The organism is Streptomyces sp. NBC_00258, assembly GCF_036182465.1.
Classification (GTDB): Bacteria; Actinomycetota; Actinomycetes; order Streptomycetales; family Streptomycetaceae; genus Streptomyces.
On sequence record NZ_CP108081.1, the window covers coordinates 11,755,147 to 11,768,592 of the forward strand.

The 13,446-nt window shown below is 69.7% G+C and carries 19 protein-coding genes; 11 read left to right on the forward strand and 8 right to left on the reverse strand.

What is annotated here, in order from left to right; all coding sequences use genetic code 11:
- Positions 1-121 precede the first annotated feature (121 nt).
- The gene (locus OG718_RS52210) at positions 122-775 is read right to left on the reverse strand and encodes a type III effector protein (RefSeq protein WP_328847642.1); all 654 of its coding nucleotides are present in this window, start codon (positions 773-775) and stop codon (positions 122-124) included.
- Between the two features lie 129 nt (positions 776-904).
- On the opposite strand from OG718_RS52210, the gene OG718_RS52215 reads away from it, so the two are divergent.
- From OG718_RS52215 to OG718_RS52225, 3 genes are all read left to right on the forward strand, one after another.
- On the forward strand, positions 905-1,336 hold the full coding sequence (locus OG718_RS52215; RefSeq protein ID WP_328847996.1) for an Hsp20/alpha crystallin family protein: 432 nt from the start codon (positions 905-907) through the stop codon (positions 1,334-1,336).
- A 101-nt stretch (positions 1,337-1,437) separates the two neighbouring features.
- Entirely contained in the window at positions 1,438-1,833 is a 396-nt protein-coding gene (locus OG718_RS52220) for a DUF2267 domain-containing protein (RefSeq protein ID WP_328847643.1), read from the forward strand.
- A gap of 57 nt (positions 1,834-1,890) precedes the next feature.
- Positions 1,891-2,334, forward strand: a complete 444-nt coding sequence (locus OG718_RS52225; RefSeq protein WP_328847644.1) for a DUF2267 domain-containing protein — start codon at positions 1,891-1,893, stop codon at positions 2,332-2,334.
- A gap of 204 nt (positions 2,335-2,538) precedes the next feature.
- Here OG718_RS52225 and OG718_RS52230 read toward each other — a convergent pair whose 3' ends face one another.
- From OG718_RS52230 to OG718_RS52240, 3 genes are all read right to left on the reverse strand, one after another.
- Positions 2,539-3,015 (reverse strand): lamin tail domain-containing protein, encoded by a 477-nt coding sequence (locus OG718_RS52230; protein WP_143644546.1) that lies wholly within the window; start codon positions 3,013-3,015, stop codon positions 2,539-2,541.
- Between the two features lie 547 nt (positions 3,016-3,562).
- The gene (locus OG718_RS52235; protein ID WP_328847645.1) at positions 3,563-3,778 is read right to left on the reverse strand and encodes a hypothetical protein; all 216 of its coding nucleotides are present in this window, start codon (positions 3,776-3,778) and stop codon (positions 3,563-3,565) included.
- 65 nt (positions 3,779-3,843) lie between these two features.
- On the reverse strand, positions 3,844-4,218 hold the full coding sequence (locus OG718_RS52240) for a DUF6233 domain-containing protein (protein ID WP_328847646.1): 375 nt from the start codon (positions 4,216-4,218) through the stop codon (positions 3,844-3,846).
- 91 nt (positions 4,219-4,309) lie between these two features.
- On the opposite strand from OG718_RS52240, the gene OG718_RS52245 reads away from it, so the two are divergent.
- Together OG718_RS52245 and OG718_RS52250 are read left to right on the forward strand one after the other, a co-directional pair.
- Positions 4,310-5,323 (forward strand): DNA polymerase Y family protein, encoded by a 1,014-nt coding sequence (locus OG718_RS52245; RefSeq protein WP_328842965.1) that lies wholly within the window; start codon positions 4,310-4,312, stop codon positions 5,321-5,323.
- A 34-nt stretch (positions 5,324-5,357) separates the two neighbouring features.
- Complete coding sequence (locus OG718_RS52250) at positions 5,358-5,807, forward strand: DUF6292 family protein (RefSeq protein ID WP_143644539.1); 450 nt, start codon at positions 5,358-5,360, stop codon at positions 5,805-5,807.
- A 17-nt stretch (positions 5,808-5,824) separates the two neighbouring features.
- Here the strand turns inward: OG718_RS52250 and OG718_RS52255 are convergent, their stop codons facing one another.
- A complete protein-coding gene (locus OG718_RS52255) occupies positions 5,825-7,063 on the reverse strand; it encodes a pentapeptide repeat-containing protein (RefSeq protein WP_328842964.1) in 1,239 nt (412 codons plus the stop codon).
- Between the two features lie 409 nt (positions 7,064-7,472).
- Here OG718_RS52255 and OG718_RS52260 point away from each other — a divergent pair, with 409 nt between their 5' ends.
- Positions 7,473-7,610, forward strand: coding sequence for a hypothetical protein (locus tag OG718_RS52260; RefSeq protein WP_328842963.1), 138 nt, complete (start codon positions 7,473-7,475; stop codon positions 7,608-7,610).
- Positions 7,611-7,625: 15 nt separating this feature from the next.
- On the forward strand, positions 7,626-8,807 hold the full coding sequence (locus tag OG718_RS52265) for a replication-relaxation family protein (protein ID WP_328842962.1): 1,182 nt from the start codon (positions 7,626-7,628) through the stop codon (positions 8,805-8,807).
- A 568-nt stretch (positions 8,808-9,375) separates the two neighbouring features.
- Here OG718_RS52265 and OG718_RS52270 read toward each other — a convergent pair.
- On the reverse strand, positions 9,376-9,642 hold the full coding sequence (locus OG718_RS52270; RefSeq protein WP_328842961.1) for a hypothetical protein: 267 nt from the start codon (positions 9,640-9,642) through the stop codon (positions 9,376-9,378).
- A gap of 136 nt (positions 9,643-9,778) precedes the next feature.
- Here OG718_RS52270 and OG718_RS52275 point away from each other — a divergent pair, with 136 nt between their 5' ends.
- From OG718_RS52275 to OG718_RS52285, 3 genes are all read left to right on the forward strand, one after another.
- Positions 9,779-9,943, forward strand: coding sequence for a hypothetical protein (locus OG718_RS52275; protein WP_328842960.1), 165 nt, complete (start codon positions 9,779-9,781; stop codon positions 9,941-9,943).
- 111 nt (positions 9,944-10,054) lie between these two features.
- Positions 10,055-10,387, forward strand: a complete 333-nt coding sequence (locus tag OG718_RS52280; RefSeq protein ID WP_328842959.1) for a hypothetical protein — start codon at positions 10,055-10,057, stop codon at positions 10,385-10,387.
- Between the two features lie 273 nt (positions 10,388-10,660).
- On the forward strand, positions 10,661-10,858 hold the full coding sequence (locus OG718_RS52285) for a hypothetical protein (protein ID WP_328842958.1): 198 nt from the start codon (positions 10,661-10,663) through the stop codon (positions 10,856-10,858).
- 137 nt (positions 10,859-10,995) lie between these two features.
- On the opposite strand, the gene OG718_RS52290 is transcribed toward OG718_RS52285, so the two are convergent.
- On the reverse strand, positions 10,996-11,304 hold the full coding sequence (locus tag OG718_RS52290; RefSeq protein WP_328842957.1) for a hypothetical protein: 309 nt from the start codon (positions 11,302-11,304) through the stop codon (positions 10,996-10,998).
- 187 nt (positions 11,305-11,491) lie between these two features.
- Positions 11,492-12,025 (reverse strand): hypothetical protein, encoded by a 534-nt coding sequence (locus OG718_RS52295; RefSeq protein ID WP_328842956.1) that lies wholly within the window; start codon positions 12,023-12,025, stop codon positions 11,492-11,494.
- Positions 12,026-12,409: 384 nt separating this feature from the next.
- Here OG718_RS52295 and OG718_RS52300 point away from each other — a divergent pair, with 384 nt between their 5' ends.
- Positions 12,410-13,402, forward strand: coding sequence for a helix-turn-helix domain-containing protein (locus OG718_RS52300; RefSeq protein ID WP_328842955.1), 993 nt, complete (start codon positions 12,410-12,412; stop codon positions 13,400-13,402).
- Positions 13,403-13,446: the final 44 nt, after the last annotated feature.

Here is a 13,446-nt window from a genome sequence, read left to right on the forward strand (position 1 = left end):
ACTACGGCCCCAAGCTCCGTCCCAACCAGACTCGACCACTCCACGCCAACGGATGGTGCCATGCACGGCACAGGACACAAAACCCTCTGATCCGTAAGCGGAAGTCTCCAGGTGCCCACGATCAAGGAGAAGGTTCAGGTGGTTCAGGGGGTGTGAGGGTGTCGAGCCGGGCGGCGAGGGCGGGGTGGGCGGCGGTCAGGTGGGGGCGGGCGGCGGCCAGGGGGGCGAGGAGGTCGGCGGGGTCGTCGTGGGCGAGGGCCGCGTGGAGCTTGGTGAGCGGGCGGCGGGCAGCGGCGGGGAGGTCGGTGAGGGCGGTGATCTGTCCGGCGAGGCGACGCAGGTCGGCGGCGTTGGTGCGGGCCCAGGTGGCGGTGGTGCGGTCTGCGGCCCGGGCCTGGCGGGTGGCCGTCACGCGTTGCTCGCCGGTGGTTCCGGCGGGGCCGGGGCGGCCGCGCAGATAGCGGCGTTCGGCTGCCTGGCGGCTGGCGACGCCGAGGGGATGGGCGAGGTCGGCCCAGCTGGCACCCGCGTCGCGTGCGGTTTCGATCAGGCCGGTCTCCCATCCGGCGAGCTGCTCGCGAACCTGCCGCAGCAGCATCAGGGAGGCCAGCGCCTGCTCCGGCCCGGGACCGGGAGCATCCGGGGTGTCGGGAGAGTCTCGCTGGGCGTCGTGCAGGGCATCGTCTATGGCGGTGAGGGCCGCTGCGGCGGCGAGGAACGACGCCGGGCTGTGGGCGTTCGTGCTGGTCGTGGCCGGTTGGCCGGATGCGGTCACGGGCACCTCCCTCGGGTTGTCATCACATGGACGACACCATGTTTGTCATCCATTGGATGACATGTTACAACGGTGTCAGTGAAGCGCATTGGCAGCAACTGCCTGAACCTGCTGGAGGTGTTTTTCGCGATGTTGATGCGCACTGATCCCTTCCGTGAGCTGGACCGGCTGGCGCAGCAGCTGATGGGCCCGGGCACATGGTCCCGCCCGTCCGCGATGCCGATGGACGCCTACCGCGAGGGCGACGAGTACGTGGTGGCCTTCGACCTTCCCGGCGTCAGCGCCGACGCGCTCGACATCGACGTCGAGCGGAACATGCTCACCGTCAAGGCCGAGCGCAGGCCGGCGGCGAAGGCCGATGACGTGCAGATGGAGCTGTCGGAGCGACCGCTGGGCGTCTTCTCCCGCCAGATCGTGCTCGCCGACACCCTCGACACCGAGCACATCAGGGCCGACTACGACGCGGGCGTGCTCACTCTGCGCATCCCGATCGCCGAGCGCGCCAAGCCCCGCAAGATCTCCATCGGCGCCGGCTCCGGCCGCAACGAGATCTCCGGCTGACACCGGCCGGACGGGTGCGGAGGACGGGCACCTGATCTCCCCCTCTCATTCCGCCCTCCGCACCCCATGGGCAGTCTGAAGAGGAAGAGGCGGCGGCTGAGATGACTCTGCGGCGCGAAGTGTTCCTCGAGCACGTGAAGGAACGCGGCGAATACGGAACTGCGGAAGAAGCCGAGCGCGCGGCCCGCGTGGTGCTCGCCCTCCTGGGCGCGCATCTGGTCGGCGACATCCGCGCCCACCTCGCGGCGCGCCTGCCGGAGGGCTACGCACTGATCCTCCTCAACCCGCTGCAGAGCGCCGAACCGCTGCCCCCGCAGCGGTTCGTCCGGGCGGCCGCCGCCTGGATCGAGGGCGCCACCGAGCAGACCGCGGCCTGGGACGTCAGCGCCGTGCTGTCCACCGTCGCCGACGCAGCCGACGATGACCTGCTGGGGCAGATCCTGCTCCAGCTTCCCGCCGGCTACGACCTCCTCTTCGGCCGCCCCCAGCCCACCTGACCATGACGGGTGGTGCCAACCGGGCACCACCCCACTCCACGAAAGGCATGCACCGCAGTGATCTCCGACGCGCGCGTACCGCTTGAGCACCAGCAGCCGTACGGGACGGCGTATGAGCAGATGCTGGAGAAGGTCCGCTACGAAGGCGCCTACCCCACACGCGAGCGGGCCGACGAAGCCGTCCGCCTGGTCCTGGCGGGGCTGGGGCGTCAGCTGACCGGCGACGAGCGCGTCGATCTCGCCGCCCGTCTGCCCCTGGAGGCCGCCCGCGCCCTCACCGCGCAGATCCCCGACCCCCAGCCCCTCACCGGCTGGGCCTTCGTCAAGGACCTCGCCGCCCGCACCGGCGCCTCCCTGGCCACCACCCGCTGGGACACCGGATCTGTCTTCTCCGCCCTCGCCACCCACGCCGGCCCCGACCTCACCACCCGCATCCTGCGCCAACTCCCCACCGGCTACGCCCTGCTGTTCGGCCGCGCCGAACTCACCCCCGCCGCGTAGACGCCGAGGTGCGGGCAGCCGGCGTGCCGCCGGGTGGCTGAGTCCAGGATGTGCAGCTGGACGTCGGGCATCGGTAGATGGGCCGGACGCGTACCCGGCGCAGGCGAGCGGCGTCCCGGGGCGTTGGGTGGAGCCGCCCGGGGACGCCGTTGTGGGTCATGCCGTGCCGGGAGCCTTCACGGCCTCGGTCCGGTATCGGTGGGGTCAGCGGCGGTGGTTGCCGCCGCCGTTGTGGCGGCCCCAGGACTCGTCGTCGATGCGGCGGCCGTTGTCGTTGCGCAGGGTGGCGGTGTCGGAGCGGTTGTCCCACACGTAGTGGCGGCGGTCCTGGAAGACGTGGCCGTCGTGGTCGCGGCCTTGGCCGGTGTGGACGCGGACGGTCTCGTGGCCGCGCAGGCGGTAGTGGTTGAAGGTGTAGGTGCGGCCGTCCTTGTTCTTGAGCGTCCAGCCGTCGAGGTTGACGCTGCGCCGGCCGGTGTTGGTGATGTCGACCCACTCCTTGTTCAGGGAGCGGTTGGAGCGGTTGTCGTAGCCGGGGGAGTCGTACTGCACGTCGCTGATCTCGACGTGGGAGCGCCTGGCCTGGGGGCCGCTGTCCGCGGAGGCGGGCAGGGCAACCGCACCGAGCGCGGCGCCGGCCACGAGAACCGCGGCGATACGGCGGGTGGTACGAGATGACATGGAGTCCCCCAACGGTGCGAGTCCTGAGGGCCGGCCCTGACCGGTCACCTGGGACGGTGTGCGTTCCCCGGCGAGTGCCGAGGACCCACAGCTTGGCCCTGGCCCGCCCGGCTCTGCGGGTGTCCTGCTTGGTGTTGCTGTATGCGGACATTTCCGTAACCGTCGGATGGGGGCCGCAGCTAACCCGGCGGACGGCCAACGGCAGTTCGCTGCCCACCGCACCGACACCGGGGAGACCGCCGCGGAAGCGGTTTCCAGCGCCCCGCGCGCCCCCGCCGCACCCCCACCACATGCTGGCCGCCGTGCCTGCGAAACCCGTAACAGGTCCAGGAGCCGGTTTTTCGCTCCGCTGTTCCAGAGTGCTGGAAGCGTTCGAGCGGATCAGAGCAGGCGCGGTATCGAGCCGGTGTCCCACCGTGCCGGACGCGCTGCCCGCGTCCGCGCCCACCGACTCCTGACAGTGAAGGCCCGGCCCTCGTTCTCTTGGCTGCCTTCCCGCCGGCGCCCTGCATAGGTTTTCGGGAGGGTTCTGCGGCGGGTCCTCTGATCAGCTCGCCTGTGTGCGGGTGTTGTTGAAGCGGACGCCGGTGCCCCAGTTCTCCCGGGCGGTGGTCATGCACCAGTGGCACAGGGGCAGACCTCCGCTGCCGTATCTGTGGGTGCTGCGCTGGCAGCCGGAGCAGGGTCCGACCAGGCTGCTGGAGCAGGTGAAGGTGGAGGGGTCCGGCTCGCTGATCGGCGGCGGGAAAGCACTACTGGTCATCAGGGGCAGCCTGTTCTGGGGGAGGGGGTGGGTGCGGTGAACGTGGCCGGAGGGGGCCGGGCCGGTCAGCGCGCCGTAGCGGCGAGGGCCGGTCGGGTGGGTAAGCCGAGGATGTCCAGGGCGGTGTCGGGCCGGCAATGGCTGCAGGCCCGCACTCCCGAGGCGAGGAGCCGGCGGGCCTCGTCCCGGCCGACCGGGCGCCGTCGTTTGCCTGCGGCGTAGCAGCCGCCCATGTGGACCTCGGCGGGCGGCCGTCCGTCGCCGATGCCGAGTTCGACGATCCACTCCGGCTCCGTGGGCCGGGTCTGCCGTCCGTGCTGCTGCTCGGCTTCCCGTTTCTGGAGGGCGGCGATCTTGTCGTCGATGCGCTGCAGCCACATGGCATGCCAGGTCCTCAGTGCGTGCAGTCGTCCCAGGTCAGGGGGCAGGTCGTCCAGCATGGTCCGTCCCGGGGATCTTCGACTGTGGGGCTGCATCTCTCGCGTGTTCGAATACTAGTTCTATAAGGTGAGTGTAGTGGAGGTGGGTGCCATGGCGGCGGAAGCGGTGTCGGGAGATCAGCGGGTGTCGAGTGTGCTGCATGTGCGCTGCCCCGACCGCCTGCCGGAAGAGGCCTTCCGGCAAGTCCTGGAACTGCTCACGGAGTTTTCCCCGGTCGTTCAGGCGCTGCCACCGTCCGCAGCCCTGGTGCAGCTGAAGGGCGCCCTGCGCTACCACGGCACCAGTACCCGGCACTTGGGGGAGGTGCTGCGGATACGGGCCCTCTCTCGTCTGGGTGTCGACGTGCGCGTGGGGATCGGCCCGACGATCGTGGTCGCGGCCACGGCCTCCGGCCAGATCGATGCCCCCGGCGGCGTCCTCGCCATCGACCCCGACCATTTCGTCGACTGGCTGGGTCCGCTGCCCGTCGAAGCCTTGCACGGCATCGGTCCGAAGCAGGCGGCGGCGCTGCGGGAGTTCGGCGTGCACTGCGTGGGCCTGCTTGCCGCGGTCCCGCCGGGCACTGTGCAGCGCCTGCTCGGCGGGCGTGCTGGGCGGATGGCCGCCGACCGGGCCCGCGGCATCGACCCGCGCCCCGTCGCCCCACGTGCGCTGCCCGCCACCCTGACCGTGCGCCACGCCTTCGCCCAACAGACCCTGGACGGCGCGCTGGTCCGCGCGGCCCTGCTGGACCTGGTCGTGCAGCTCGCCCACCAGCTGCGCCAGCGCGGCCAGGTGGCCCGCGGCCTGACCCTGACACTGCGGTTCGCCGGCGGGACGTCGTGGGAGAAGACGCGTCGTCTGCCGGAGGCTTCGGCGCATGACGACGACTTGCGAACCCTGGCGTATCGCATCGTCGATGCTGCGGGTCTGCAGCGCGGCCGCCTGACCGGGCTGGTCCTCAAGGGCGAGGACCTGGTCGACGCCGACCAGGTTGCCCAGCAGATCAGCCTGGACCAGGCGCGGGAGGATCGTCTGGTCGCTGAGGCTGTCAGCGATCGGATCCGCGCGAAGTTCGGGCCCGGTGCGATCGGCCCGGCCGCCACGTTCCTGCGTGTCTCATGACCGGGTTTCCGGCCCGCAGGTGGAGGTGAGAGGGATGCTGCTTGATCCGCCCGGCTGGCCGGGCTGTGCCCAGGGGCTGCCGCACTGGCCTTACCTCCAGGCCGTCGACGAGGCGCTCACCGGGCGGGGGATCCCGCCGGGTGCGGTCTGTATCGATCGGGCCGGGCGCGCGCATGGCGACGTCATGTCGATGGAGCTGAGCTGGGACGTCAGTCGCACCGCCGGCCCGGGAGGCGTCCGGTTCCACTGGGATGAGGACACCGGCTGGTCCTACGCCACGGTCCGCCTCGTGCGCGATGACATCCTCCCGCGCCGTCCTCTGGTCCCGCTCCATCGCGTCTTCGCGGTACCGGAGGCGGTAGCGGACACCGCAGAGAGTCTGGTGCGGTCCTGGCGTACCCCCGCTGGCGAGTATGGCGCGGAGTGGTACCAGGCTCAGGAGGTGCGCACCGCGATCAGCGCATTCCGGCAGTCGGTCCGTTGAGCCTGTGCCCGTACGGCCTAGGCACCTGCCGGGACCGGGAACGGACCCCACGAGAACACGGTTCCGCGGAACGCCGCGTCGCTGAAGTCGACCGTGCCGCCGGGGTTTGTCGCGTCGCTGAAGTCGATCGTGCCGCCGGAGAACTCCGCGCGGTTGAAGTCGATCGTGCCGTCGGAGAACTCCGCGTCGCTGAAGTTGACCGTGCCGCCGGAGAACCTCGCGTCGCTGAAGTCGACCGTGCCGCCGGAGAACCTCGCGCGGTTGAAGTCGACCGTGCCGCCGGAGAACGTCGCGCGGTCGAAGTTGACCCAGCCGTCGGAGATCGTCGCGCGTTTGAAGTCGACCGTGCCGTCGGAGATTGTCGCGCGGTCGAAGTCGACCGTGCCGTCGGAGATCGTCGCGCCGCCGAAGTTGACCGTGCCGCCGGAGAACCTCGCGCCGAAGAAGATGACTGTGCCGCCGGAGAACTCCGCGCCGCCGAAGTTGACTGTGCCGCCGGAGAACTCCGCGCCGCCGAAGAAGGTGACTGTGTCGCCGGAGAACCTCGCGTCGCCGAAGTCGACCGTGCCGCCGGAGAACACCGCGCCGTCGAAGTCGACCGTGTCGAGGAAGTGGCTGTGCGACAGGTCGCCGCCGTCGAAGGTCGCGCCGGTGAAGTCGAGGGAGTAGGTGCACCAGGCGGTGGAGGCGACGGGGTTGCGCAGGTGGTCGCGGATGACGCGGATGATCGTCCAGCGGACTTCCCGCTCACCGGCCTTGTGTCCGGCTTCTGCCGGGTCGGGTTGGTAGGGCATGCGGAGGTAGGCGCACAGTACGTCGATGCAGACTTGGCGTTGTTCTTCCCAGTCGTCGGCGAGGCGGGCGAGGGCGTAGACGCCGGCGAGGCGTACGGCAGCCTGGTCGTGGCCGAGTTGTTCGGCGGCGGTGGTGTACCGGTCGGCGAGCTGGCTGGCGTCGGCGCGGTGGGCGTCGCCCTCGGAGAGGAGTTGTTTGCGGTAGGCGTAGAGGCCGGCGAGGACGGCACCGACCAGGGTCAGCGCGGTGACGGTGGCTTTGAGGACGTCGTTGACGTTGACCGGCTTGGCCGGTTTCTGGTCGGCGGCCGCCTGCGCGAAGTAGTCGTGGGCGAACAGGTAGATGCCCCAGCCGAGCAGCAGGGCGAGGACCAGGGCCGCGGGGGCGACGAGCCAGACCGGCCAGAGGTTGGGGGTGTACCGGCCCCGGGGAGCCTCGCGCCTGCGCAGTGAGAGTGCCACGTCCAGAGCATGGAGCCGGGCGGCCGCCCGGTGCAGCGAGTTGCCGAAACACACCGCGGGGCCCCGGCCGGGCCGGAGGAGGCTTGCTGTCGGGCAAGCCTCCAATCCCCCTACCGTTCTCCCTACCGATCCCCCTACCAACTCCCCTACCGGCACCCGTAGTAGGCTGCGCATGCTTTGCGCAGGTCAGCCCTCGTGGTCGGCCCCGACCACGAACCCCGACAACCCTCTTCTCTCTCCTTGCCTGTACCTGCTTGCTGGGGGATGGATTGTCTGTGGCAGGTGGCAGGGTGGGCGCGTCGTGATCAGAGGGTTCGGGGCGGCGTGTGTGGGTTGCGGCCCGGCGCGGCTGGTCCGCCGCGGCGCCCGTGGGCCGCGATGGGGTGAGCGAGGGAAGGGGCGGGCTGGGGTGGGTGGTTCGAAGGCGTATCCGTACGGATCCACATCGGCGGTGCGCGGGCACGTGCTGGCCGCGCTCGGGGTGCTGAAGGTGGCGAGCGCCGATCAGATCCACCGGATGATGGCACCGGGCCACAAGGACAACTAGGCGTTCCGCAACGCCATGTTGGATCTGGCCCGGCACGGCATTACGGTCTCGGAGGGCAGCAGCCGGGACGGCAACAAGCTGTGGTCGCTGACACCGTTGGGTCTGGACGCGGCCGCCGAAGCCCTCGGCAGGCCGGCGGACCAGATGGGCGGCACCGCGCGGGGCGCGGCCCGTTCGGGTGCCCCGCACGCCATGGCGGTCAACGAGACCATCATCGCGATCACCCGCACCCCCGCGACACCGACCAGTCCCGTGCCCCGGCAGCGGACCGATTCCCCCTCCCCGCCGGTGGCCGTGGAAGCAGACGTGGTGGGGCTGCGGGGGATCGGCCTGGTCGGCTCCTGGTCGACGGAGGTCTCGCTGAATCTGCCCAGCAGCAGAGGCACCCGCACCGCCGTGCGCGCTGATGCGGTCCTCCAGGCCCCGGAAGCCGACCTGCCGGTGCTGTTCGTGGAGGTCGACAACTGCACGGAGACTCCCGAGAGGCTGGCCGCGAAGTTCGAGAAGTACCGCACCTACTTCCGCCTCAAGACCAGGACCACGCAGGGCCTCGAGCTCCCGGTGTGGCGCTCCCGGTACGCGGCGACCGGGCGGGACGGCCACCCGCCCGTCGCCGTGGTGTTCAACCCCGGCACCCGCATGGGCCCGGAAGGGCTGAAGAACCGGATGAACACCGTCCTCCAGCAGAGCAGGGACGTGTGGTCGGGCACCTACCGGTGGCACGGCACTTACGGGGTGGGCGAGGAGCGGGACGGCTACTACGACTACGCGGACGCGATCCCCGTCCTGTTCACCACGCTCGACCGCCTCCAGGCCGACGGCCCGCACGCAGCGGTGTGGAGGCGCTGCGGGCATGGCCAGTTCGAGACCCTCCCCGACGCCCTCGCCAACCCCAAAGACCACGACGCATGGGCGCTACGTGAAGAAACACGCCGCCGACAACGCGGCGCGGAACGTGTAGAACAACAGCAGGCCTGGGGTGTCCAGCGTGAACGCTGGACACAGGAACCTGCTCTCGCACCCGAGCCCGAACCGGATCCGTGCGAACGCTGCGGACTCCCGATCACCGGCCAGCCAGGCATCCTCTACGACAACGCGCCACCACAAGACGGCCGCCACTGCCCCACCTGCCGCACCGACCTCCAGCAGCAACCCATGACGCTGCGCCAGGCTTTCTTCGGGCGCCCCAAGCAGTAGCCCGGCCGCCGGCACATCCTCACCTCGTCCGCGTGGCAGGCCACGAGGCGATGTCCTGGTACAGCACGAGCCCCCGGTGCCTGCCATGACATCCCGGGGTCCCTCTGTGTGCACTTCGTTGACCATGGGCTTCAACGACCGACAGGACCCGAAGAAACGCGCAGACGGGCCGCGCTCAAAGAGCTGGCGCCTGGGACAGCAGGAGGTTGGGCCCGTGCCGGTTCCGTCCGGCACGGACCCACGGCGAACGTACCCGGCCGCCGACCGAAGCGTCCCCTCGGGTCATGGCTCGGTGTCGCTCGTGTGGGTGATGACAGTCGGCGGGTTCGGCGGGACGCCCGGCAGAAAGCCAGTGGAGACCGGTCGTTGAGCGCGGCCGGTCTCGCGCCGTCAGGCGGCATTGCGCAGGCTGCCCCGCACCCGCCCGTCCGTGAGTGCGGGGCAGTTGCCAGGTAGGGGGCCCGGGACCGGGCAGGCTTCGGGCCCCCACAACGCACACCGACGCGGAGGCGGTGCGCTGGATCTGCCCAACGACGCCCGCGCTTCGGGGATGCGCAGGGACGTGGCGCTAGTTGTGCTGGTCGGTTGGCCCCGCAAGCCTGCCCACGGTCGGGGGCCTCTTCCGTTCGACCCCGAGTGCGCGAGCACGGCGGCGGAACACCTCAGGTGTGAGTCCGGTCCAGGCGGCGAGTTGGCCGACGGTTGCTCCGGCCTTCAGTTCACGGTCGGCGAACTCCAGCATTTCGGGCTTCAGCTCGCGCTCGCCCTCATAGTGGGCCTTGTAGCGGGCGAACGTGTCGGCGGCTTCGGGTGAGGGCGTGTGGTCTCTTGCCATACCCACACTGTAGTGCAACGCGTAGCCCTACAGAAAGATCTACATCTAGGCCTATTGACAGGCCTACACGTAGGCCTAATGATGGAGGTATCGCAAGACGGAAGGACACTCCCGCAGGCATGAAGGAGGAAGAGGAATGGCTGATCAGCAGGCGTACCAGGTGAAGGTCGAGTACGAGCCGACCGGCGAGACGTACAGCCGATTCGCGGTGGACACCAACCAGGCTGCGGCGGAGCAGCAGATCGCCGAGAAGCTCCCGACCGAGCCCGGCAGCCAGCACAGCCGCGTGGTCAGCGGCTGATCTCGCAAGCCCTTCGTCCGGCCCCCACGGAATCGTGGGGGCCGGACTACGTTACGCAACGCAACACCCTCGGCAACCGAGTCAGTCCGGCCCCGCGACGAAAGGTCTCACGTGGACACGAACACCGCCTTCTTCGCCTACGGCGTTCACGTCGGCTCCGCCAGCCAGGAGACCGAACGGATCGACGAAGTCCTGCTCACGGTCAAGGACCGGTGCCCCGACGTGCACTCTGCGGTCGGCGGCTCCTGCGTCGGTGAAGAGGTCTTCCTGGTCGCCTACAGCCAGCAGGTCGAGTCCGGCGGACACTGTGGTGCGGCGGGCATCTCCCCGGAGCAGCAGGCCGGCTGGGACGTCCAGCTCGCGTACGCGATCCGAGTCCTCGGCTACACCGGCCGGGCCGGCCTGCAACGGCCCGCCTGGCTGTGCTTCACCGAACAGTCCTGACCACTCCCAAGCCCAGTGCTCACCACCGGACGGATCTCCGGCTCTGCAAAGCAGCCGGACGACAAGGAGGGAGAAGGGCCGCTTCAACCTCCCCAGGCGTGGCGGCCCTTCCCCGAGCAGGCACAGCCCGACTACCCAGACGACTGCCGCCCACACCCCGTCTGCCACTTTCGACCACCGCCGATGTGATGGTGGTGAGCCCGACCGGAAAGCGAGGATGGCGTAACGGCGGCCTGACCAGACCGCCCGACGCCAAGCCAGGGGAAAAGCCTCATGCGCACTGTTGCTCGCCTGTCCGCTGGCCTGCTGGCCGCTGTAGCACTCACCATGGGCTTCGTATCCGGCGCCGCCGCAGCCGAGCCCGGCCGCACCGCCCCCGCCAAGCCGCTGCCCTGGGAGGCCTCCCAGCTCCCCACCGGAGCCGGAGAGTTCACCACCCTCTGCAGCGGAGGCTGCCCCAAAAGGCCGTAGCCTTAAGCAGCGCCGACGCTGCCCCGCACGCGCCAGCTCGCGCGTGCGGGGCAGCCGGTCAGCGTGGGATGAAGGCGCCGACCGCCAGGGCGCCGTCGTCGTCCATCCGGAGTCTTGGAAGCCCTGTCACACAGCAATCAATCTTGGGCGGCGTTGCATGCCACCCCCGCGACGTAACTGCGCACGCCGGTTTCCTGCAGCCCGATCGTGCAGAAGATGACGGCTCCCCACACGTCTGATGCACCGGTGTTGCAGGCTTCGGCCCTTGCTGCTGTGGTCCGATACCCGCTGGTGTTGAGGACGTACAGGCAGTCGCCGGACGAAGCGGGCTTCGCCGCATCAGGCATGCCGTGGTGACTGGCAGATGCTGTACCGGCACCGGCGATCAGACTACCGATGGCCAATGTGCCAGCCGTGGCGACGGCGGCCAGTTTCGTGCGAACCATTCGTACTCCCCCTTGAAGTTGGCTGACCCATGCGAAGAGTCAGCTGGATCGTCCGCACCAGGTGTAGCGGCTCTGCATTGTTCGCGTTCGGACTACCTGTCCGAACAAAAAACTTCCGAAAAATACGGGCGAAGGCGCGACTCCGCATCTCGCGTCAAAACGACGCACATAGCCACGGGCAGCCTGGTCAGTGCAGGGTGAAAGCGTCGACCGCCAGGACGCCGTCGTCGTTCATGCGGACCCGGTCGGCGAGTTGGGCAAGGACCTGCTCCGGCTCAAGGCCGGTGCGGGCGGCGATCGCGCGCAGTCGGCGGCTCACATCGGCAGACAGCCACACCTGAGCTTTCAGCTCATCGCGCGCGTCCTGCTGCTCCATCTGCCACTCGGCACGTCGCGCGAGGGCGCCCTCGCGCTGTGCGTCGCGCTCCCGCGCCCACGCGCTGCCCTGGACGTCCTGCTCCGGGCTGTAGACCGGCCAGCCCTGAGCGTCCATCAAATCGGCGACGCGACGCCACTCGGCATGCCGCGCCACCCACTGCTCCGCGAGGTCCTCCGGGTCACTGTCGTACGGGCCACGGTCGACGGCAGGGGAGTTCAGCTGGTGTCGGGTCTCCCGTTCCCGCCGCTGTGCTTCCGCGACCTTGTCCGCGACCTGCGCCACGCTCAGACCCTCGCTCTGCCGCCGGACCGAAGCCCGGACCACATCCTCAGCACTCCACATCACGCGCTCCCCTCCTGTGCCGCCCACTCCAGACCGAGGCCGGCCAACTGCGCACGACGCTTCGCACTCAACTTCGCGGCCCTCTTGCGGGTGTTGTCGAGCCATGCCCCAAGCTTCACGGCCTCCTGATCACCCTCCCCCCACCGCCCACGTTGATCATTTCGACGTGCTTGCGGGTGGGCCGCAGGTGTCCTCCGCGGGTGTGGAACTGGCGGGCCGCAGCAAGGTTGGTGTTCCACGCCGCTTCCATCGTGGGCCCTGCCATGAGCCCGGTTCAGGTCTGGGCCGTCAGTTCCGGGAGGAACGAGTGCGGCCCCGGTGGCGGGGTGTGTTCGGCTTGTTCGGGTGATGCTGACCCGACCCTGTCGCGACAACACTGGGCTCATGGACGTGGTCAGCACTGCCGAGGTCGCGGCGGGAGAGCGGTTCGCGTTCTGGCGCGAGGTGAGCACGAAGCTCTGGGTGCCCTACGACTTACGCTGCGACCCGCAGCTGGAGAACGGATTCAAGGCCCAGGTCGGCATCAGCGATTTCGGTGCGATGCAGGCGACGCTGTTGACCACGATGCCGCACACGGTCCACCGCTCGCCCAAGCTCATCCGCCAGGCCGATCCCGAAGTGCTCAAGGTGGGCTGCATCGTGCGTGGCGGCGCCACGGTGACGCAGGACGGCCAGCACGCGGATCTGGGGGTCGGCGACTTGATGCTGTTCGACACCTCACGTCCCTTCCTGGGCAAGCACGCGCCGCACATACCTACGAGCCAGCTGCTGCTCCTGCGCTTCCCGCGCTCGCTGCTGCCGTTGCCCGACCGGGATCTACGGCGGCTGAGCGCCGTTCGCATCCCCGGCACGCAGGGCATCGGAGCGCTCTCGTCCCAGTTCCTGCTGCACCTCGCCCAGCGTATGGACGAACTCAGCCCGGCCGACACCGCCCGCCTGTCCACGCTGACCCTCGACTTGCTGACCACGGTGCTTGCCGACGCGCTGGACTCTCAGAGCGCGGTGCCGCCTCACACCAGGCGGCGCGCGCTGATGGTTCAGATCCATGCCTTCATTCGGGACAACCTGGGCGACCCGAACCTGACCCCGGAGACCATCGCTGCCGCGCACCACATCTCCCTGCGTTACCTGCACAAGCTGTTCCAGCAGGAAGAGCGCACCGTCGCAGGCTGGATCCGCGAACGCCGCCTGGAGCAGTGCCGACGCGACCTCGCCGACTCCCAGCTGATCGCCCGTCCGATCCACGCGATCGCCACCCGGTGGGGGTTCACCAGCCCCGCGCACTTCAGCCGGGCCTTCCGCAGCGCCCACGGCGTCTCCCCGAGCCAGTACCGCCAGCAGTACACGCAGAATCAAGACCTGTGCGCTCATCCGTAACGACAGGCCCGGTTGCGTCGCGCACCCTGCTCGAACAGCCAGAC

What these genes read in the sequence shown, in the direction of transcription:
- OG718_RS52215 (WP_328847996.1), top strand. Translation starts at nt 905, where the DNA reads ATGTTGATGCGCACTGATCCCTTCCGTGAGCTGGACCGGCTGGCGCAG.
- OG718_RS52220 (WP_328847643.1), top strand. Translation starts at nt 1,438, where the DNA reads ATGACTCTGCGGCGCGAAGTGTTCCTCGAGCACGTGAAGGAACGCGGC.
- OG718_RS52230 (WP_143644546.1), bottom strand. Translation starts at nt 3,015, where the DNA reads ATGTCATCTCGTACCACCCGCCGTATCGCCGCGGTTCTCGTGGCCGGC.
- OG718_RS52235 (WP_328847645.1), bottom strand. Translation starts at nt 3,778, where the DNA reads ATGACCAGTAGTGCTTTCCCGCCGCCGATCAGCGAGCCGGACCCCTCC.
- OG718_RS52240 (WP_328847646.1), bottom strand. Translation starts at nt 4,218, where the DNA reads ATGCTGGACGACCTGCCCCCTGACCTGGGACGACTGCACGCACTGAGG.
- OG718_RS52245 (WP_328842965.1), top strand. Translation starts at nt 4,310, where the DNA reads ATGGCGGCGGAAGCGGTGTCGGGAGATCAGCGGGTGTCGAGTGTGCTG.
- OG718_RS52250 (WP_143644539.1), top strand. Translation starts at nt 5,358, where the DNA reads ATGCTGCTTGATCCGCCCGGCTGGCCGGGCTGTGCCCAGGGGCTGCCG.
- OG718_RS52265 (WP_328842962.1), top strand. Translation starts at nt 7,626, where the DNA reads ATGTTGGATCTGGCCCGGCACGGCATTACGGTCTCGGAGGGCAGCAGC.
- OG718_RS52270 (WP_328842961.1), bottom strand. Translation starts at nt 9,642, where the DNA reads ATGGCAAGAGACCACACGCCCTCACCCGAAGCCGCCGACACGTTCGCC.
- OG718_RS52275 (WP_328842960.1), top strand. Translation starts at nt 9,779, where the DNA reads ATGGCTGATCAGCAGGCGTACCAGGTGAAGGTCGAGTACGAGCCGACC.
- OG718_RS52285 (WP_328842958.1), top strand. Translation starts at nt 10,661, where the DNA reads ATGCGCACTGTTGCTCGCCTGTCCGCTGGCCTGCTGGCCGCTGTAGCA.
- OG718_RS52290 (WP_328842957.1), bottom strand. Translation starts at nt 11,304, where the DNA reads ATGGTTCGCACGAAACTGGCCGCCGTCGCCACGGCTGGCACATTGGCC.
- OG718_RS52295 (WP_328842956.1), bottom strand. Translation starts at nt 12,025, where the DNA reads ATGTGGAGTGCTGAGGATGTGGTCCGGGCTTCGGTCCGGCGGCAGAGC.
- OG718_RS52300 (WP_328842955.1), top strand. Translation starts at nt 12,410, where the DNA reads ATGGACGTGGTCAGCACTGCCGAGGTCGCGGCGGGAGAGCGGTTCGCG.